The sequence below is a fragment of the uncultured Gimesia sp. genome, assembly GCF_963976445.1.
Taxonomy (GTDB): domain Bacteria; phylum Planctomycetota; class Planctomycetia; order Planctomycetales; family Planctomycetaceae; genus Gimesia.
Genome location: NZ_CAXBKP010000001.1, coordinates 42549 through 62112 on the forward strand (window position 1 = coordinate 42549; position 19564 = coordinate 62112).

Annotated in this window: 21 protein-coding genes; 14 read left to right on the forward strand and 7 right to left on the reverse strand. The window is 48.0% G+C overall.

Annotated features, from left to right (window positions below):
* Positions 1–42: 42 nt before the first annotated feature.
* Positions 43–738 (reverse strand): GntR family transcriptional regulator, encoded by a 696-nt coding sequence (locus tag AAC022_RS00140; RefSeq protein ID WP_339726805.1) that lies wholly within the window; start codon positions 736–738, stop codon positions 43–45.
* A gap of 453 nt (positions 739–1191) precedes the next feature.
* Here AAC022_RS00140 and AAC022_RS00145 point away from each other — a divergent pair, with 453 nt between their 5' ends.
* Both AAC022_RS00145 and AAC022_RS00150 read left to right on the forward strand, forming a co-directional pair.
* The gene (locus tag AAC022_RS00145; RefSeq protein ID WP_339726808.1) at positions 1192–2091 is read left to right on the forward strand and encodes a DUF1559 domain-containing protein; all 900 of its coding nucleotides are present in this window, start codon (positions 1192–1194) and stop codon (positions 2089–2091) included.
* A 134-nt stretch (positions 2092–2225) separates the two neighbouring features.
* Entirely contained in the window at positions 2226–2651 is a 426-nt protein-coding gene (locus AAC022_RS00150; RefSeq protein WP_339726810.1) for a hypothetical protein, read from the forward strand.
* Positions 2652–2696: 45 nt separating this feature from the next.
* Here the strand turns inward: AAC022_RS00150 and AAC022_RS00155 are convergent, their stop codons facing one another.
* The 4 genes from AAC022_RS00155 to AAC022_RS00170 form a co-directional block, all read right to left on the reverse strand.
* The gene (locus AAC022_RS00155; RefSeq protein ID WP_339726812.1) at positions 2697–2903 is read right to left on the reverse strand and encodes a hypothetical protein; all 207 of its coding nucleotides are present in this window, start codon (positions 2901–2903) and stop codon (positions 2697–2699) included.
* A 105-nt stretch (positions 2904–3008) separates the two neighbouring features.
* Positions 3009–3476, reverse strand: a complete 468-nt coding sequence (locus AAC022_RS00160; protein WP_339726815.1) for a DinB family protein — start codon at positions 3474–3476, stop codon at positions 3009–3011.
* Positions 3477–3617: 141 nt separating this feature from the next.
* Positions 3618–4358: a protocatechuate 3,4-dioxygenase gene (locus tag AAC022_RS00165; protein WP_339726818.1), complete on the reverse strand. Its 741-nt coding sequence runs from the start codon at positions 4356–4358 to the stop codon at positions 3618–3620.
* Positions 4359–4483: 125 nt separating this feature from the next.
* Positions 4484–4909, reverse strand: a complete 426-nt coding sequence (locus tag AAC022_RS00170) for a hypothetical protein (RefSeq protein ID WP_339726821.1) — start codon at positions 4907–4909, stop codon at positions 4484–4486.
* Positions 4910–5426: 517 nt separating this feature from the next.
* On the opposite strand from AAC022_RS00170, the gene AAC022_RS00175 reads away from it, so the two are divergent.
* The 3 genes from AAC022_RS00175 to AAC022_RS00185 all read left to right on the forward strand — a co-directional run bounded on the left by AAC022_RS00175 (position 5427) and on the right by AAC022_RS00185 (position 9293).
* Positions 5427–6545: a DUF3500 domain-containing protein gene (locus AAC022_RS00175; RefSeq protein WP_339726822.1), complete on the forward strand. Its 1119-nt coding sequence runs from the start codon at positions 5427–5429 to the stop codon at positions 6543–6545.
* A gap of 1505 nt (positions 6546–8050) precedes the next feature.
* On the forward strand, positions 8051–8743 hold the full coding sequence (locus tag AAC022_RS00180; protein ID WP_339726823.1) for a hypothetical protein: 693 nt from the start codon (positions 8051–8053) through the stop codon (positions 8741–8743).
* A gap of 16 nt (positions 8744–8759) precedes the next feature.
* Positions 8760–9293 (forward strand): hypothetical protein, encoded by a 534-nt coding sequence (locus tag AAC022_RS00185; protein ID WP_339726825.1) that lies wholly within the window; start codon positions 8760–8762, stop codon positions 9291–9293.
* 98 nt (positions 9294–9391) lie between these two features.
* Here AAC022_RS00185 and AAC022_RS00190 read toward each other — a convergent pair whose 3' ends face one another.
* Positions 9392–9598, reverse strand: a complete 207-nt coding sequence (locus tag AAC022_RS00190) for a hypothetical protein (protein WP_339726827.1) — start codon at positions 9596–9598, stop codon at positions 9392–9394.
* Positions 9599–10022: 424 nt separating this feature from the next.
* On the opposite strand from AAC022_RS00190, the gene AAC022_RS00195 reads away from it, so the two are divergent.
* Genes AAC022_RS00195 through AAC022_RS00205 form a run of 3 tightly spaced genes read left to right on the forward strand, consistent with a single transcriptional unit; the run spans position 10023 to position 14354 of the window.
* Positions 10023–12173: a sensor histidine kinase gene (locus tag AAC022_RS00195; RefSeq protein ID WP_339726829.1), complete on the forward strand. Its 2151-nt coding sequence runs from the start codon at positions 10023–10025 to the stop codon at positions 12171–12173.
* Between the two features lie 12 nt (positions 12174–12185).
* Positions 12186–13319, forward strand: a complete 1134-nt coding sequence (locus AAC022_RS00200; RefSeq protein WP_339726832.1) for a hypothetical protein — start codon at positions 12186–12188, stop codon at positions 13317–13319.
* Positions 13320–13334: 15 nt separating this feature from the next.
* Positions 13335–14354 carry a DNA cytosine methyltransferase gene (locus tag AAC022_RS00205; RefSeq protein ID WP_339726835.1) on the forward strand — a complete coding sequence of 340 codons (1020 nt, stop codon included), beginning with the start codon at positions 13335–13337 and terminating at the stop codon, positions 14352–14354.
* A gap of 131 nt (positions 14355–14485) precedes the next feature.
* On the opposite strand, the gene AAC022_RS00210 is transcribed toward AAC022_RS00205, so the two are convergent.
* The gene (locus AAC022_RS00210; RefSeq protein WP_339726838.1) at positions 14486–15199 is read right to left on the reverse strand and encodes an isoprenylcysteine carboxylmethyltransferase family protein; all 714 of its coding nucleotides are present in this window, start codon (positions 15197–15199) and stop codon (positions 14486–14488) included.
* A 314-nt stretch (positions 15200–15513) separates the two neighbouring features.
* Here AAC022_RS00210 and AAC022_RS00215 point away from each other — a divergent pair, with 314 nt between their 5' ends.
* The 6 genes from AAC022_RS00215 (at position 15514) to AAC022_RS00240 (ending at position 19106) form a co-directional block, all read left to right on the forward strand.
* Complete coding sequence (locus AAC022_RS00215) at positions 15514–16083, forward strand: hypothetical protein (protein WP_339726840.1); 570 nt, start codon at positions 15514–15516, stop codon at positions 16081–16083.
* Between the two features lie 99 nt (positions 16084–16182).
* A complete protein-coding gene (locus AAC022_RS00220) occupies positions 16183–16617 on the forward strand; it encodes a GNAT family N-acetyltransferase (protein WP_339726842.1) in 435 nt (144 codons plus the stop codon).
* 46 nt (positions 16618–16663) lie between these two features.
* The gene (locus AAC022_RS00225; RefSeq protein WP_339726843.1) at positions 16664–17020 is read left to right on the forward strand and encodes a VOC family protein; all 357 of its coding nucleotides are present in this window, start codon (positions 16664–16666) and stop codon (positions 17018–17020) included.
* A gap of 242 nt (positions 17021–17262) precedes the next feature.
* The gene (locus AAC022_RS00230) at positions 17263–17634 is read left to right on the forward strand and encodes a DUF805 domain-containing protein (protein WP_339726845.1); all 372 of its coding nucleotides are present in this window, start codon (positions 17263–17265) and stop codon (positions 17632–17634) included.
* A gap of 113 nt (positions 17635–17747) precedes the next feature.
* Positions 17748–18137 (forward strand): DUF805 domain-containing protein, encoded by a 390-nt coding sequence (locus tag AAC022_RS00235; RefSeq protein ID WP_339726848.1) that lies wholly within the window; start codon positions 17748–17750, stop codon positions 18135–18137.
* A 321-nt stretch (positions 18138–18458) separates the two neighbouring features.
* Complete coding sequence (locus AAC022_RS00240) at positions 18459–19106, forward strand: SET domain-containing protein (RefSeq protein WP_339726849.1); 648 nt, start codon at positions 18459–18461, stop codon at positions 19104–19106.
* The last annotated feature ends 458 nt before the right edge of the window (positions 19107–19564 follow it).

Here is a 19564-nt window from a genome sequence, read left to right on the forward strand (position 1 = left end):
CCCGGAATTCTTATCATTGAGTTTGAATTAGCGCGAGGCTCCTTATGCCTCAGGAAGACCATGCATAAATACTCCTTTAATGGCGCGTTCACAGGTTGCTTTCAGGTGACGAGCCATGGCTTCACCAGCAGCGTCTTTATCCCGAAGAATGATTGCTTCCAGGACATCGATATGTTCTGCATGAATTTGGTCCAGAAATGGCTGCCAATCATTGACCAACACTCGAATGATATGCATCAGACGATCGTAGCGGTTCAATTCTGCTTTCAACCTTGCATTACCTGCAGCATTCGCAATTGTGATGTGTGTTCTTTTATCTAAATCAGAACAGCGAACACCCCAGTCTGCATCGCGGCTTGCCTGCTGTAAGACTTTTGTATCAACCAGGAGTTGTTTCATCTCGTGCAGATCGAGGCAATCACAGGCACAGCGCACCGCTTCGACTTCCAGAATTCTCCGAACGTGATAGATTTCTCGAATCTCGGGAACGCCGAACGGAGCTACCACCGCACCGCGGTTGGGAATCAATTCTACGACTCCAATGCCCGTTAACTCGACGATGGCTTCCCGAACAGGTGTGCTGCTCACTCCATATTGTGTTGCCAGATGCTGCACTTTTAAACGCATCCCTGCTGGGTACTCGCCTGTAAAAATGGAGAGCAGAATCTGACTGAAAATATCGAATCGCAGCGAACCTACATTTAACCGATGTTCGGAAAGTGATGTCGGTGGATTCATTGCCAAAACTCCTCAAAAAGCGTTGTTTGAGAACCAAGAGATGCAATCAAATTCAATGAGGGCTCCTTTGATTACACATAATGCATAATACATCATCTTGCGCTCTGAATGCGAATGTTCAAATACAGGACAGCAAGATTTCGCAAACCAGCAGCTCCCAAAAGCCTAACTGATCCTATCCCTTCTCGATTCCAATCGGCTGTAAACATTACTCGTATATCTTTACATAACAGTTACTTATTTACATCCATTCGAACAAGTACATTCAGATTGATCAATAATCATAACTGGCTTTATTGACATTACACATTATGCATTATATATTATGCATAATAATTATCAAGCTATCTCTTAAAACAGTTGTCGCAGCATTTCGACCTGTCGACGGAAAATTCTTTCTTTGCTGCCCGTTCATTTCATTAATCTGTTTCTTTCTTGAGGAGCGCTCAAACGATGATACGAAATCAAAAACGCGGATTTACTCTCATTGAATTACTGGTGGTAATCGCCATCATTGCCATTCTAATTGCGCTGTTGTTACCCGCAGTGCAACAAGCGCGCGAGGCGGCTCGCAGATCAAGCTGCAAAAACAATTTGAAGCAGTTAGGACTGGCGTTACACAACTATCATGATGCCCATACGCGTTTTCCCCCCGGGATGCTGTATCGCGTTAACCAGCCAGGTACTTCACCGACGAAGCGAACTCCTTTCTGTTTGTTCCTGCTGCCATTCATAGATCAGGCGAATATCTACAATCTCTACAATCACAATGACAGCTGGCACCTTACTTCAAACGACGCAGCTCGCATCGTACCGATCCCGACGTGGCAATGTCCCAGTGATCGAGAAGCGATCTTTCCTTTTCAATTCTACATGGCCGGTGAAAGTATTCGCGGAAATTATGGTCTCAACTGGGGCCGGAATACCTTCGCAAGTCAGGGCGTAGCGTCACCCTTTAATAATATTTTTGGTGCCAAGTTCCGTGATATCACAGATGGAACCAGTAATACACTGGCGATGATGGAAATGCTGAAGCCTGCGACAACGGCCTGGGATCTGCGTGCCTGGATCTGGAACGATGAACCGGACGCGTATCCGCTGATGACGCGGGTCGGGCCCAACTCCTCTTCCCCGGACCTCGTTACCCGTTGTGTCAATGAAGCGGATCGACTGCCGTGCATTGCAGAAGCGACTCCCGGCAACCGCAGCGTTGCAGCGCGCAGTATGCACACAGGCGGCGTGCATGCCCTGTTGTGTGATGGATCTGTTCGATTTATCTCGAACAATATTGATCTCACAACCTGGCAAAGCCTGAGCAGTATGGCAGGTGGCGAAGTGGTTGGTGAATTCTAAGTCATTCAGATGAAATTCCGGCGGGAGCATGTGGCGAGATTATTATAAGCCGTTGCTCCTGCGGGTTCTCTCGACGAATTTGAAATGTGTAGAGTCGGTAACGATTGTCTTGCTCGCATCAAAGGACCTGAATCATGAAGCCTCGAAATCTATTTTGCCTCGCTCTCTCCCTCGTCTTGATCTTGTCATCTGGTTGCGGATCAGACAACAGCGTTCAGGGACTGGAACTGAAAGGCGCGGTCACATTGGATGGAGTGCCGCTTCCCACAGGGGCGATCACATTCATCCCGGTGGGGCAAGGGACTTCCGTTGGCGCAACAATTACACAAGGAACATACCAGATTGACTCCACCAAGGGAGCACTAGCAGGAGAATATAAGGTGGAAATTGATTCCAGCCAACCGACGGGAAAAAAAGTTCAGAGCAGTATAGGTGAAACAGTAGAAGAGGAGTTCATGAATCTGATTCCAGAGAAATATAATCGGAAGAGCGTTTTGAAAGTGTTGATCACAGCAGAAGGTGACCACATTCATGATTTTGAGCTAAAAAGCAAACCGTAATTAACTGATCCGCAATTCTAAGCGGCATTCACATGTGGGTTCGATTCACTCGTTCACAGTCGAATCATCTTCGATGACTGTGTGCAACTGCTTGAGCACAAAATGAGGCTCCAACCCCATTTGCTGACAAACAAATTCGAGGGACTTTCCCTGGCAAGACTGGTCGATCCCCAATGATTCCAATACGCACTGAACTTCGGGGTACTCCATGACCCATTCGACCACACTGGATTCCAACCCAAGGCTTGTCATCAGTAACCATTCCTTTCAAAGACAATTGAAGCGTCTCATTGTATCATAACAGATTTTATTTAGAATCAAATCCGAGAACCGTTTTCGGGAAGCCTGCCAGGGCGTTTATCCTTTTAAGGCTTCGCGTTTTTCCTGGATCAGCTGAATATGATGTGGGATATGATGAGTAATCCGATCCAACAAGTGAGCGACAGTTAATTCGCCATCATGAGAATGAAGGCCCGTTCGTTGGAACTGTTCAGGACTGAGTGTTTTCAGGATCCGAGCGGTCTGCTGACGCACGGCTGTAATCAGCTGCAGTTCCTCTTCCATATCCCGGTGCTCGTAAGCCAGTCGTTCAGCGAACAGATTGTGATCAGCCCCCGGGATCGGCGGATTATCTTCTGCGATGATCCACTTCATGCGATCGGCATACACCGGCTCGAAATCAGCAATATGACAGATGACCTGCCGCGTGGACCATTTTTCGGGAACGGGAGCCGCGTCAATTTCTGCAGGCGTCATGCCGGCAACGGACTGACGTAATTCTTCTGGTCCAGCCAGATACTCTTCAATCCGCTGTGCGATATCCATACGTAACTCAATTTCAGTTTGAAATGACAGGCTTGAACAGAACGCGAAACGATTTCACCCGTTCGCAAAGACGACTTCATTATCGTCTGCAGTACGCTGATGTTCAACCATGAGGCTCGTTCAAACTGTTGCGTTCAGCCCTTACTTTCGGGGAGGACGACGACTGAGTTGTGATTTTCCGATACCACCTTTGATGGTTCCGTCCTCATTCTCTTCTGCGGTTTTTCCCAGGACGATATCGAAATTCGCAGCCAGTTCACCCAGCTTGGATTGAGGCAGCGGTTTGAAATCGACCAGAATCGTTTTGCGCAGTTCCGGTTTTCTGATCTGGCGGTAGACACCATCCTCTGCGTTAAGTTCATGTCCGTTAATTAACAGTTGCGTCGTCAGAATACGTTTCCCATTTTTGCTGACGGCAACATGAATGTGCGGGGTGCGAAATCCGCGACCGGCCCGATAGGGAACCGGTTTAATCGTGCGAAAGTAATACTGACCTTTGGAATCCGTCAGAAATCGGCCATAGCCTTGAAAGTTCCCGTCTCGGCCATCTTTGTTTTCGCCACGGGTATGGATATATGACGCTTTTTGATCAACCTGCCAGATTTCGACGAAGGCGTTTCTAAGCGGTTGGCCTTTCGCATCCAGAACCTTGCCCGTCAGGTGGGTAATTTCTCCCACGGCGGGTGTGATGGAATCATTAATGACCAGCAAGTCATTATCAGTATCCAAAGGCATTTTATCGGGATAGAACGGACCTTCCGTCATCGAGGGCGTACGGGTTAGTTCTTCGGCCATCAGCCCCGGTGTTGTGAACGCCGCCACACTGAAGGAAGACCATTTCAAAAAATCCCGTCGATCCCACTCTGGCAATTGAAAGTTCATCGCGCGTCCTCTGATAGCTGTTAGAATAAAGTTTACCGGTAAAGCATTCTAACATTAAACCACAGAACGGGAAACAGGTTTCGCAGAAAGTTAGATATTTCTGCATCTCTCTTAGTTGATTGACGTTAGTTCCTGCATGAGAGCAAGTCCTGCATTGGATCCAGCTCAAACGTATTGGGAATCGTCACCATTAATGTGCCATGCCCGTCACTAGCGAACTTGATGGAATTCGGTGGCATATCGCCGGCGTCTTTTTTGACTAAGATGACATTTTTATCACGAATCACGAAAAAATGTTCCTTGAGTCCATCCTGATCGGCCGTGACAAAGATCAAAACTCCCTCTTTCAGTCTGACAGACTGCACCCGATGAAACAATGTGGTCTTAGCGAGCGGATGTGGTGCCTTTAGAAATTCTTTGCCGTTGTGGGCTGAGATCATCTCCAGATCTTGCTCCTGTAGAGCTGTCTCTTCATTGTCTACGAGAAACAAAATAGAAATACAAAACAGGATTACAATGACGGATGAAGTGGTCGTAAGCAGATCTTTCATTTGTGCCATCTCCCACTTTCGGTGCCCTCGAAAGCGATTATTTAAATTTGAATACGATTGAAAGGCTGAAAAAGAAATCAATCCTCTTATCTTATCTGACTCTATTTGACATTCTTAAGATATAGAACGTTCCCGCTTTTGCTCATGTTTCCTCTCATTTCTGGTAGAAAATAGTAAATCGTTATGCTGACTAAGCTTGACTCATTTTGAACCTATCATGTGCTTCGCATCCAGAAAGAAAATATTGGACGGAATCAGGAAAGGAACTGGAAATTATCAGAATAGTTCGGCGACATAGGCCTCAATACCAACACTGATCAGCAACTGACCTACGTATCTGGTAAATACATTTAAAATTCCTGCTTCTGTAAGGTTCCCGGTTAACTATTCCTGTTCCTTCCAGTTTGATAAGATGGGTACAACAAGTGAATATTAGAGATTCAGATCCGCTTTTACATCAAATGAGTGCGATCATGTAGCCTACCCCCTTTATCATCTTTTAATGAGGAACTGCGCCTTGAAGATTTTTCATCCCTACTCCGCTCTGGCCCTGATGGCCTGCTTCTGTTTCAGCCTGTCCAGCAACACCCCGGTTGCCGCTGAAGTGACCAAAGCTCAACAGGCACAAATCTCAAAAGCGAGCAGTGAAATGGCGTCTGCAGCCAAACGCTGGTTAGCATCGCTGACCCCCGAACAACGGAAACAGGCGACATTCAAACTGGATGATAAAGAACGCACAAACTGGCATTTCATTCCTGACTTTGCCATCAAGCCAGCAGGTCGCAACGGCCTGCCGATGACCCAAATGACTCCACAACAGAAAATCTTCGCCGTCACCCTGCCCGCGACGGCTTTATCGCATCGCGGCTATCTGGAGGTGATGTCGATCCGCGCTCTGGAACAGGTCTTGTTCGAGCAGGAAGGCAAAGACCATCGCAATCCCGAACTGTATTATGTTTCCATCTTCGGCAAACCCGATGCGAAAGGAACCTGGGGCTGGCGATTTGAAGGGCATCACCTGTCGGTGAATGTGACGATCGTGGACGGCAAGAAGTTTTCGGTCACCCCCTCCTTTTTCGGCTCCAATCCCGCAACCGTGAAACAGGGCCCACTGAAGGGCGTAGAAGTACTCAAACTGGAACAACAGTTGGCGCTGAACCTCGTCAAGTCGTTTAATCCGGATCAGCTGGCAATTGCCACGATCGACACCGCTGCCATGGATCAAAAACTGCTGGCGAAAAGTGTCATCAAGGAGGTCCTGACGACCGACGATCCCATCGCCGACAAAGGGTTGTTTACCTACAAGGGTATCCAATACGCCGACCTGGATCCCAAACAGCAGAAACAGTTGCTGCGTCTGGTGAATGTCTACCTGGGCCGTTTCCGACCGGAACTTCTCAAAGGAACGAACTACCTGGGGAATCTCAGAGATGGCGACCATCTGTACTTTGCCTGGAGTGGTGGCCAAAAACGAGGCGAGTTCCATTACTACCGCATTCAATCCAAAACATTCCTGATCGAGTTCGCGAATACCCAGAATGATGCGAATCATGTGCACGCCACCTGGCGTGACTTCGATGGCGATTTCGGTCGCGATCTGCTGAAAGAGCATTTCAAGAATCATCATCAGAAGTAAACCTGATAACATGATTTGAGAATCTGATTTTCCCAAACAGGGAGAGCGCCCGCCGCTCTCCCTGTTTGCATGCGCCCTCGAAATAAGTCAACCGCCAGCCCTTCCCCATTAGCCGCAGGGCATTAGCCCCGGTTTCCCAAGTCCGTTTTCGGCTTCCCAATTTTTACTACCACGAAAGCACACGAAAGGCAGAATACGAGACGGGAAGGTCCCAAATACAATCAGGTTCGGCAGCACTATTGGCTTGCCAACAGTGAAAAGAAATCACATCCAATCCCCCATATCAAAGCCCCCGTGTGCCACCGCTCGGCTTGTCCGACGGTGCCTGTTTGCTTCCCAATCCCCGGTAATCCACCAGTCGGCTCGCTTCATTTCCCTAACTCCTCATTCGTAAAAAACAAACCAACCCTGAGCGGCTCGGCGCCAGCCGCCGGTAGATTGGTAACAAACAAACGACTCAAAACAAAACCAACCACGACACAAACCTCCTCCTGCTGATCCCATCACCAGCCCCTCGCCCCAACCTCCTCAACAATGAATAAAATGAACTTGACGCGAACCCGCCGTTGTAGAATCTTAAGTGCTTTAAGCATCGCGCGCACGAGAGTCACTAACAGATTCACTGAAACATCCCACAGCAGTGCCGCAAGCACACTATCAAACCGACTGGTTTCAGACCGATTTTCAAAAACGCTGCTCAGACACACCCCGGTTATCGATGACGTTCGCAGACACTTCATAAGCGTTCGCAGGAACTTCATCAAACTTCGCAGCACGTTCAACTGACGTTCAAAGTACCAATTCATGCTTCCCCCCTTGACAGTCCCGCGCCCCTGCAGAAAATAATTCACACTCGCATGGGCTAAACCAGGATGCCAAGCAAGAGCGGCTGTATGAGTCCATCCGCGCGTGAAAACGAGTCGCGTGAAAATGAGTCGCGTGAAAATGAACCGTGTAAAATATCGTAGAGGCAGCCCTATCTCACCGTCCGCCAAATCCAGCACACCCATCAGAAATAACGCCTCACAAATAAAAACCAAACCCACCCTGAGCGGCTCGGCGCCAGCCGCCGTTTTTCCCGCCCGTGGGTAAACCAAAGACAAATTCTACCCGATCCCCACTCACCCGCTGAGATGAAAATCGGTAAGCTGATGAGATGAGCAGTGAATGCAAGAGGAGATACCATCTTGGACTGCTTCGGCGGTTCCATGCTGCTGGCCCAAGCCTGCAGAGATCATGGCCGCCGGTTGATCAGGATTGAGATTGAAAAATAGTGGTGTGAAGCGGCGGTGAAGCGGCTGGTCCAGGGTGTGTTGTTTTGAGTGGTCATGATAGAGAGGAGAGGATCAACATCCGCTGTCATTTCAGTCTTACCTTAATCTCACACCCACAGATTCCCACATGACCATACAGTGTCAGTTGATAATGAACAAAAACACTGATAGATTGAGACAGAACCAAATTCTGTCTATCAACAGTTAGCCAGCAAAGGCGCTGATCGCTCAATGAAGTTCGTGCACCTAACCCCGCAGCCAAAGATCGCCCGCATCACGCGAAATGGAATCCGACTTGGTAGCGGTCGCCGTGGCAAAGGCATCTACGCTGTTCCGTTGATGCTGATGCAGCGTATTTCCTTTCTCGACGATGACACTGCTATTGAAGCTGACCCGCGTTCATCCACAACCCTTTGGCACTGGCTATCGACACTAAGCCATCGTCATCGAAATCTCGCAGCAGTCACTTTCACGACATCCGCGGACCACTGGCCAGCAACACTCCACCTTGAACTGAAACCAGCTGTCGGCACCGCTTGGCTGCAGAACGTCGAGACTGACACCGTCAACATTGCAGACGAAGACCTTCAATTCGTTCGTGACGCTCACCAACAACAATTCGTTGCGGACCTTAAAGTGACTGTTGGGACCGTAGTGGGTCTTGGTAAGTTATTACGTGCAGTGCAGTCTGCGGGTCTCACAACATGGGATCGGTATGACGAAACAATCGAAATCGTATTTCCAAAGCTAGTACCATCCAATTTGATCACTCGAATCACACCGCTGTATCGTACAAACAAACAGTTCAAGCAGGACCGTCAGCGTCACCACGAGGCTGGCGAACCATTGCGTGAACCGAAGTGCAAATTCGGTCTCACTTCAAATCAATGCGTAACAGGGTGTACCAGAGAGAAACCAGACTGATTCAAGGTAGATCTAGATGAAGATAAAACGGAAAACCGTAATTGTTCTGGCCGTAGTATATATAATCGTGAACATTTTCTGGGGATGGTTTACTACCGGACTCGCCGTGAAAGGCTCGACCAATAGTCCTTCTTATTCCATAGGACAATCAAAGGCCAAAGATTGTTTTTTATCAGAATTAACTTTCAGTCCGAATGAAGTTGATTGGAATGGGACTAAAATTGAGTTTAATGAGGTCTGGTTAGAGAAACGAACACAATTAGATTACCGAATATCACTTGTTCCGCTTTTTTGGGAAATCCCCATATATAAACAAAAACCTGGTTTTAATATTTGTTTCAACCTGAGTTCCGGCTATGAAGTGATTCTGTCCAACGATTTCGTATTCTTTGTAATTGAAGATAAGGGACACTCTATTGCGCAGCGTGGGACCGTTATATTCTGGGAAGAAATTGATAGCCTCGATTGGGATTCACTAGTATGCAAAATAACAAATAATTGGAAATTCAATGGAGCCAAAGAAATCATCATTACAAAGGATGAGAAATAGGGAGCAGGACTAAATAAATTCCTGACCCCTTTAATGTCCCTGGATCCTATGAGGATCTGAAAACGAAATACGAGCAACGGAAGACCGAATAGGAACAGCTACGCCGCCCATTCTACGCCACGCCCCGCCGTCCTTTCACTGACGTCTGGGATTTTGAAACCGTCAAACCATCCAAGTGCAAACACCCCTGTCAGAAGCCCCTGGAAATGATGGAACATATCATCCTGACCAGCACGCGCGAGGGAGACACCGTCCTGGACTGTTTCGACGGTTCCATGCTGCTGGCCCAGGCCTGCAGAGATCACGGCCGGCGGTTTATTGGCATTGAGATAGAAAAACAGTGGTGTGAGGTGGCGGTAAATCGTTTGGCACAGAGGGTTTTGTCTTGACCGGTTTCAGTCGTGTTAAACACCATTGGTTAAAGGAGTTAAGCGTATTTTCATTCTCAGGATAAGTTTTTTATAAACAAGAGACTCAAATTCAGGGATTAAATAGTGTGTGTATGAGCTATTCGGAAATCGAATGTTTTTGGAAAGCCAGATCTTGTATTTCCTTCCCAGGCAATTCCCGGTCGATCTTCTTCGTCGTATTCCTATTCACTGGGGTTGAATTCCCCTGCCCTATTGTTATGTTCATTACAAAGTCATTTTGTGAAATTCATCCGACTTAACAGAAGATATTTGGAATATCGACGCGAACTACTTCTAGGAGTTGCGAAAGCAGTTTTACATGCGATCCAAACAAAGCAAAAACAAGTTTGAAAATATCCCGTTCCGAATCCACCCTCGTGTTTTCGCTGCACTTGGTGCAGATTTGGTGACCAACGATGTTGTCGCGGTGATCGAGCTTGTCAAAAATTCTTATGATGCGTTCGCCTCGAATTGCTGGATTCGATTTCACCGTGATAACGAATCAAACCTTTTTTTGGAGATCGAGGACAACGGCCAGGGAATGAGCCGAGATGTCATCGAAGATGTTTGGGCAGTGGTCGCAACACCAAACAAGCTGAACAATCCTAAAACAAAATCAGGAAAAAAGACGCGGCGAGTCGTTGGTGAGAAGGGGCTCGGTCGTCTTTCTGTTTCACGGCTTGGCATGCAATTGGAAATGGTGACGCAGTCAAGAAATGACGATTGTTGGGAAGTCGGCGTTGACTGGCAATTACTAGCACAAGGCTCTTCACTCTCTGACTGTTTTGTGAGTGTTCGTGAGTTCCCTGATGAATCACCATTTGAAAATACGGGGACAAGACTCCGTATCCTTAATCTTCAGAGTGCTTGGGATGAAGCTATGATTGCCGATCTCGAAGACAATCTTGAGCGGTTGATATCACCTTTCGCAGAAGTTTCCGATTTTAAAGTAATGCTCCTTGCTCCCGATAACGACGAATCAGAAACGATTCATGTCGAATCTCCCAAATTTCTTTCTCGGCCCAAATACCTCATCAGAGGTGACGTCGATAATGAAGGAAACGTAACTGCCGGTTACAAATTTCGACCGATTCGGGAGGGCAAACCAAGACAGAAAAAAATAAATCTGGTGTGGGAACAGATTTATGATTCAATTCAAGACAAGAAACGGTTTCCTTTTTTGCCTGAAAACTATCGATGTGGTGCATTTGAATTCGAGATTCGTGGTTGGGATATCGGATCGGATGATACCCAAGAGATTGCCGATAAATTTGATTTGCAGAAGAACACAATTCGAAAAGCAATTCGGGGACACAAGGGAATTTCGGTTTATCGTGATGATGTACTCGTACTTCCAAAGTCAGACGACGCCCGCGATTGGTTGGGACTTGACTTGCGACGAGTCAGCAAAGTAGGCAGCCGAATGAGCACAAGCCAGTTAGTTGGATACGTAGCGATCACGGCCGAACACAACCCTGGAATCGTGGATACCAGTGATCGTGAACGACTTGTTAGTAGAATCGAAGTTGCGGAATTTCAAGAACTATTGAAAGCAATCGTTTCTGTGATGGAGAATGAACGTGAACAAGACCGCGAAGTGGGAAAAGATGACGATGATCCGATGCAAGACCTTTTCGAACAATTGTCAGCCGAAGAATTGATCGCCGAAGTCATCTCACTTGCTGAGGAAGGGGCAGAAGCATCCGAAGCTGTTCCACTACTTACTGCATTTAATAAGTCCCTCGATAAAGCAAGAAAGACGATTCAGGATCGTTTCGTTCACTACAGTCGAATGGCAACTGTAGGAACAATCGCACAAATGCTGGTTCACGAAATCCGTAACAGAACGACATCATTTGGCGAATTTCTCGAATTAGTGCATAGTCAATTTGGCCCTTTTGATGATCGTAAATTAAAGACCGAATATCGTAATGCAGATGAAGCCATAGATGCATTAGAAAGACTTGCCGATATCTTTTCTCCTCTAGCAAGCCGATCGTTTAACCGAAGACGTCGGGATTCAATTTTGGAGGAACAAATTGAGAAATGTCTTGAGTTACACAATTCAGAACTCGAGCGAAAAAATATTGAGACTCGTTATCCAAAGACTAAAACCAAAGTCAACGTAGATCCAGGAGAGCTAGACGCTGTCATCTTGAATCTGCTTTCCAATGCTATATTTTGGCTAAGCGAGACTTCAAAAGATGCCCGCGTGATCGAATTCAAGTTTTCCACGATCAATGATGGTCAGCGAATTCGTGTATGGATTCACGATTCTGGAGGTGGTATTGAAAAGGAAGATATCAACAAGATTTTTCAACCTGGCGTGACACGTAAACCTAATGGGATAGGGATGGGGCTCACCGTCGCTTCTGAAATCGTATCTGAGTATGGTGGTCGAATGACCGCAAAATACCCAGGCAGTCACGGAGGTGCTTCATTCGCTTTCGACTTCCCTATCAAGAATTGATGGACATCACCGATGATAAAACTCCTGTTTGTGGAAGATGATGAGCGTGCCATACGTCACGCACGAAGTCGCGTATTAGAGGAACATCAAGACGTAATTTGCGATGTCCAGAACTTCGGCGATGTAGAAGATTGGCTCACCAAGAACACTCCTGATATCATAAGCCTCGATTTACTCTTAGGTGGTTTGTCTGGTGAAGCTGAGGTTGCAGGTCAAGAAGTTTATAACTTGATTTGGAAAAGCCACTTTTGCCCGATCATCGTTTATTCTGCTCAGCCAGATGCGCAAGAAACGGAACGTCCCCCACATCCGTTTTTACGAACAATCAAGAAGGGCAAAGGTAGCCCCGAAGCATTTTCCGCAGCCGTGAACGATTTTCGGCCACATGTTGATACTCTACGTGATGCTGAACAACAGGTACGGCATGAGTTTTCCGTCGCCATGCGAGACCTTGCTCCAAGCGTGTTTGAAAATATTAGCGACGCGGCAGAACGGCACCGAATAGTCACACGCTCAGGACGACGTCGACTCGCAGCACAAATGGATGACTTTTCAGAGTATGAGGGCGAAGAAGCGAAACAGCTTGCGCCGTGGGAGCATTATCTTTGTCCGCCAGTGTCAGACGATCTCTTACTCGGGGACATTCTTCAGGAAACTGATAGCGATGCTGTAAAACCAGAATCATTTCGGATTGTATTGACGCCATCATGTGATTTGGTCGCTTCTGGTGAAAGAAAGCCAAAGGTTCAGAATGTACTGGTTGCAAAATGTATAACAATGAAAACGGGATTAACGAAGGTGGCAATGGGATTGGATCGAAAGACGCGTCGAGACGAAAACAGATTAGAGGAGTACAAGAAAATACTGAAGTCATCGTTGAGTCAAGCGTTCATACGCAACATTGTTCCGTTCCCGAAATATGGTAGCCACATTCCGACGATGGCAGCCGACCTTCGTCAACTAGATTTGGTTGAATTTAGCCAAATTAATGGAGATAACGCGACGTTTCAACGAGTTGCTTCGATAGACAGTCCTTTTCGTGAATTGATTTCGTGGGCCTATATGCAGACAGCGTGTCGACCTGGCCTGCCGGACCGCAACATTCATGATTGGTGCGAAGAAATTGTGGCCCTATATTCGAATTAGTGATTTCGTGACAAAATGAAAGCAATTGATTTTTTTTGTGGAGCCGGCGGTCTCACTCATGGTTTGTTGAATGCCGGTATTGAAGTCGTTGGTGGATTTGACATTGATGAAGAATGCCGCGAAACGTACGAACATAACAACGCAGCAAGTTTTCATTCAATCGACATTCGAGATGTCTCTCTTAAAGAACTCAAATCTCGCTCTCGGCTTCGAAAATTTGACAACGTTCTGTTCGCTGGCTGCGCACCCTGTCAGCCCTTTAGCCAACAACGCAAGTCCGAAACTGTCCACCATAGCACGACCCTACTTACTGCATTTGGACGGCTCATTGAAGAGGCGTTGCCACGAGCCGTTGTTATCGAAAATGTTCCTGGAATGGCACGAGTAAAAGGATTTAGTACGTTTCGTCGGTTTCTTCATATGCTTGAAAAGAATGGCTACGGCTATGTCTACGATGTTCTCGATGCTAAGAAGTTTGGAGTACCACAAAACCGTCGTCGACTTGTGTTGATCGCAATTCGATCGAAGGAAGTTTCGATCCCTATAAACACGCATGGAAGAGATCTCCAGCCCTTTCGTACCGTGCGTGATGCAATTTCACATTTTCCTGAAGTTGCTGCTGGTAAAACACATCCAAAAGTTCCAAATCATTCCACCGCAAATATTTCCGAAATCAACTTGCAAAGACTTCAATACACTCCACTCAATGGGGGTGATCGTCGAACTTGGCCTAAGCGTCTTCAGCTAGATTGCCATAAAAATGGATACGAAGGTCATACCGATGTCTATGGGAGAATGTTTTGGGACTTGCCAGCACCAACATTAACCGCACGGTGTTATAGCATTTCGAACGGACGGTATGGTCATCCTGAGCAGGATCGTGCCATTTCCCTTCGCGAAGCTGCCGCACTGCAATCATTTCCAGATAATTATCAGTTTTTCGGCTCAAATACTCACATAGCTCAACAAATTGGAAACGCCGTTCCAGTCCGATTTGCGGCAGCACTTGGTATGCATATCAAAGATTTGACGTAAGAACTCCATCACAGTGGAAACAGAGGCTATCTTGCAGCCGTCATCACAACACTATATTTAATCGTCAGGTGAGCTAAATGGTGTCAGCGACTGTGTTGAAACCATTTTGACTGCCAAGTGATCTTTTATCCTTACCATACGCCCGGAATCAGCTTGTACCGAACCCGCATTGCGTATTCCTTGTACCCGTTCAATTCTTCCTGCAACGTCTGGTCCTCCCACTGGGTCCGCACGATCAACACCATGGAAGCCAAACCCGCAGGAATCAATGCCCACAAAGAACCCAACGAGAGTGCCATGCCGATGGCATGGAGAATTCCCCCGACATAACCGGGATGTCGCGCGATGGCATAGGGGCCGGTGTCGATCACCGAATGCCCCCGCTCCGTTTGAATCCGCACGGTGACTTCAAAGAACTTGTTCACGCCTTCGGCCCAAGTGACGATTCCAATTCCGGCAAGCAGCAAAGCGTAGCCGACGCCGCAAACCCACCACGGGACCGGGAACCAGTGGAATCGGCTATCATCCAGAGCCGCCACGAGTAAGACGGCCGACATCGCTGGAAAGTAAAAGCTGAGCAGAATCTTGTCCCAGCGTTTTGTTCCTTCGTGGATGTGACTTCTGGCAACGATGACTTCCGGATTCACACGCTGAAGAACAAGAAATACTGCTGAAATGACGCCCAGCAGAATAAGGAGGAACAGCCAGCCTTTCGGCCACGCCCATGTGCCAGCAGGCAGGAACATAAACAGGGCGAAGAATACAGGCAGGCCAATTAGTCCCCGAACCACACGGCGGCGATTGATTCCCTGTGGCGGTTTGTCCGAGCCGCTGGCAACAGTCATGAATCGTTTCTCATTTCTCGCAGATATCGAGCAATCGCTTGTTTCAGGAGGAACGAAATCAGCCAGAGAACCGGCTTCGCCATCACCGACTTAGCATAAATCGCATTGAGTCCTACGTCAATGCCGTGTCGCCGGTTGTCATTACGAACAAACAAAGGTTCCCGAAACCCAAAACAACTTCGATGAATCTACATGTATCGGGGCCGTTTTCTTTCTTGGAAAATTAACCGGGCTGTCTGATTTTTGTAGTGACTCGCAGGTCAAACAGTTATGTTACAGTTATCGACTGCATTCTCTGCTCTCTGAGGTCGCCGATGAGTGACGAAACGAACCAATCAGAAAACACAGCCACAGCGAAGCCTCGCAAACGCAGGATCATTCGCAGGCTGATTTTCTTTGTGCTGGTTGGCTTATTTCTGTTTCTGCTTCCTGTGATCAGCGAAACGTATTTCAAATGTGCCATCTGTGCGATGCGACAGACTGAGCAACGGGTAACCGGCGCTGGTTTTCTGATTTCCTCCTGGGAACGCCCTACCCCCAGCAGTGACTGGTATCAGGCTAACATCGAACCAGAGCATGATCATGTCTGGGTGCGTGGAGGTTATGCGGAAGGACTCAACTGCTTCGGACGCACAGCCGCGATGTGGCAAGACAGCTCGCTGAGCACTGGCCCTTATAGCTGGCTACCTCTGTCGCGCGACAAGCAAATTAGAATTTACCAGAAGAGTCCTGATCCACAACAGGCGCGGGCGATGTTCTTACAGCTTGCGCATCACGAGCCTGATGGTTCAAAGGCGTATGCAGCGCAGCAGGAAATCATCAGGCGACTGGATGCGTGGATCCGTTCCGATATGGAAGCACCGTGGCCGTTTGAGAAATTTTGAAAATCAGACCGAACCTGTTCGACCCCGGCGTGTCGACAGCTTACAATCAGCCGTCACTCATCACGGCTCTCTCTTCTCAATGACTCATCAGGAACTCAAATGAATCGAACTGTTCGCGAATACCAGGCTGAAGATCTGGAGGATGTCTTATCATCATGGGAAAACGCCACCCGGCTGGCTCATCCTTTTCTGACCGACGAATTTCTGGATCAGGAACGATACAACATTCCTAATCTGTATTTGCCGAACGCAGAAACCTGGGTCATTGAGCAGGCGGGACAGGTCATCGGCTTCATCGCCTTGTTGGGGAATGAAGTCGGTGCGATCTTTGTCCAGCCGGAATTTCATGGCACGGGCGCTGGTAAAGCATTGATGGATAAGGCACAGGAATTACGTGGCGATCTGGAAGTTGAAGTCTTTGAAGCCAACAGTATCGGACGCCAATTTTATCAGCGTTACGGTTTTACGCCGTTATCAGAATCGATTCATGAGCCTACGGGGAACCCATTAGTCCGGCTGCAGTTTACGGCTTAATTGTCTCCAGCATTCAGACAAGTTTAATCGATCAGGAACTCTCTTCATGCCCGCACACGAAAAAATTAACTACGTCGAATTCCCCTCGAACGATCTTCCTGCGACGAAGGCGTTTTTTGAAGCCGCGTTTGGCTGGACCTTCACCGACTATGGTCCCGAGTATACGGCTTTCTCAGACGAAGGACTGGACGGCGGCTTCTTCAAAGCTGACCTGTGCTCTACCACATCGAATGGCGGGGCACTGATCGTGTTTTTTAGTCAGCGGCTGGAAGAAACCCAAACGAAAGTCGAAGCAGCCGGCGGAAAGATCATCAGACCAATCTTTTCCTTTCCCGGCGGTAGACGTTTTCAGTTTACAGAGCCTTCAGGGAATGAATTCGCCGTCTGGTCTGATTTGCCGTAAACGTGTGCCCGGATCACACGGAGCGATCTCTTTTGCAAACGCTGCAGACGACACAATCCCTATATCTACGCTCTCAATCCGCTCATTTCTTTTGAATATTTGAACAGTTCCATTCACGTACACTTTCGTAAGCTACCTTTCAGCCGGTTAACAAGCTATTTTCTGACAGCTTCCATGCCGCCATGAGAAGATGTTCGCTCATGCTTCTATTCATCCTCCTAGCGAGAACGAAAGGTTACGACATGAACTGGTACCTGGCAGTCATCAACAAATATGTGGATTTCAGCGGACGGGCACGCAGAAAAGAATACTGGATGTTCTTCCTGTTTAATATCATCATCTCCTTTGTCGTCGGTCTTCTTGGCGGACTCATCGGGGGCAAGAATGGCCTGATTGCCGTGAGCCTGCCTGCTTTGTATACGCTGTTTATCTTTTTACCCAGTCTGGCGGTTACCGTGCGTCGTCTGCATGATACCAACCGTAGCGGCTGGTGGGTGCTGATCTCACTGATTCCATTTTTCGGTGCGCTCATCCTGTTTGTCTTCACGATCCTGGATAGTGACCCGGAATCGAACTCATACGGGCCGAATCCAAAACTCGCAACAGACCCATAATTCGTAACAACGATTCGATGAGGCACAGATGACTCTCTGTGAATGCGCGCATCAGGATTCACATCCGTGATGACTCTGCGCCTCTGATGATACGACTTTCAAAAGAGAAACGCATGCACTGGTATCTGACCGTTCTGAAAAAGTATGCCGTCCTTGATGGCCGTGCCCGTCCCATGGAATACTGGATGTTTACTCTGCTCGACACACTGTTTGCCATCCTGGCTATCGTAGTGGGAACCATGATCGGCTCAATGATCGGTGGCCCGGGCGAGATCTCCTTCCTGGGATTTTGGCTATTGCTTGCTTACATGTTTATTCTTTTGATGCCCAAGCTGTCCGTGACGGTCCGCCGTCTGCATGACACCGGCAGAAGTGCACTCTGGCTGTTTGTGGGATTGATTCCGCTGGTTGGTTCTTTGATCATACTCGTGCTGATGGTGCTGGAAGGGGAACCGGGCGAAAATGAGTACGGCCCCAATCCGATAGCCGTGCCATCGGTCTAAATAGTGCGCCTGTTGAAATGAAGTCACTCCCCTGCTCTTTCTGGCCATCTCTGCGCCTGACCATCTCTGCGCCTGACAGTTCCTCGAACTGAAGCTGGCTCCTTCTCCCCTGACCGGAATTCCTTTCTGGATTCATAGAATTTCGGTATGCGAGGCTGTGCAATGCCAGATCCCCACGGTATATATCTTCCTGAACTTGTACATGTAACAAAGAGGTGCTCTGTGAAATGAAATTCCGTCTGGTGGTTGGTCCTCAAGTGGGAGCTGTCACCGGCACATTCCTTCCGTGTATTCGCCCGTCATCGGGTCAGGAAACAAACAATGATACACCCCAAAACTGAGCTGAAATTTATCAGTAACGAAATCGGTTACGGCGTTATTGCCACCGAATTCATTCCCGCCGGCTCCATCACCTGGGTTCTGGATAAACTGGACCGTGAGTTCAGCCCCCTCGAATTTCAGTCGATGGAAGAGATCTACCAGAATATTCTGGACACCTACTCTTTCCGAAACAACCAGGGCAATCTGGTTTTATGCTGGGACAACGGCCGCTACGTCAACCACAGTTTCAATTCGAATTGCCTGACCACCGCCTACGATTTTGAAATCGCCATCCGCGACATTCACCCGGGCGAACAGCTGACCGACGATTACGGATATCTGAATATCCCCACCCCATTCCGAGGCATCGATGAAGGGACCCGACGGAAAATCGTTTATCCCAACGACTTGATCAAATACTATAAAATCTGGGACAAGAAACTGCTCAAAGTGTTTCATCGCATTCCCCATCTGGAACAGCCGCTGAAGGAACTGCTCACCGAAACCATGTGGGACGAAATCATAGATGTCTCGAAAGGGAGCCAGGAGATGAAATCGATTTTGACGAACTACTACAACGGGGAAAACGGAGAGGAAGCCAAGCAACCGCCCAGGAAAAGTAGAACCGAGAAAAATGTCTCCGGCTGACAACGGATTCTCTAACCGACATTCTTTCTTGACTCTTAGAGGCGCAAGCTCCGTCCTGTGAGTGTGGCCCCCCACTTGATCCAGACAAACTTGAGGATCTGGTACTTTATGAAGCCGCCAAGGGGGCGCCGCAAAGGGGGCACAGTCTCGTCCCACCGATTGGGGGTGTGCCCTGGGCTTTGTCAGCCTGATCGCCCTGATCCTGCTCTTCTTTTTCGCGATGTTTGTGCTGAAAGGCTGAGATTATAAAACCGGCACTTCAGGCATCTGCTTAATCATGCGAATTGTCTCCGTTTTGGCTTGAAGTCTGGAATTCCGTATTGCTACGATACGCCCAGCTCTCGCAGGAATCATGAGGTGCAGACCTTGCAGCGTTCTCTCTGAATCAGAGATCACAAGCTTTGTGTATTTTAAGTCACTGGTCTCATGCGATCAGGTTAACCGTTCTCACTTTTCAT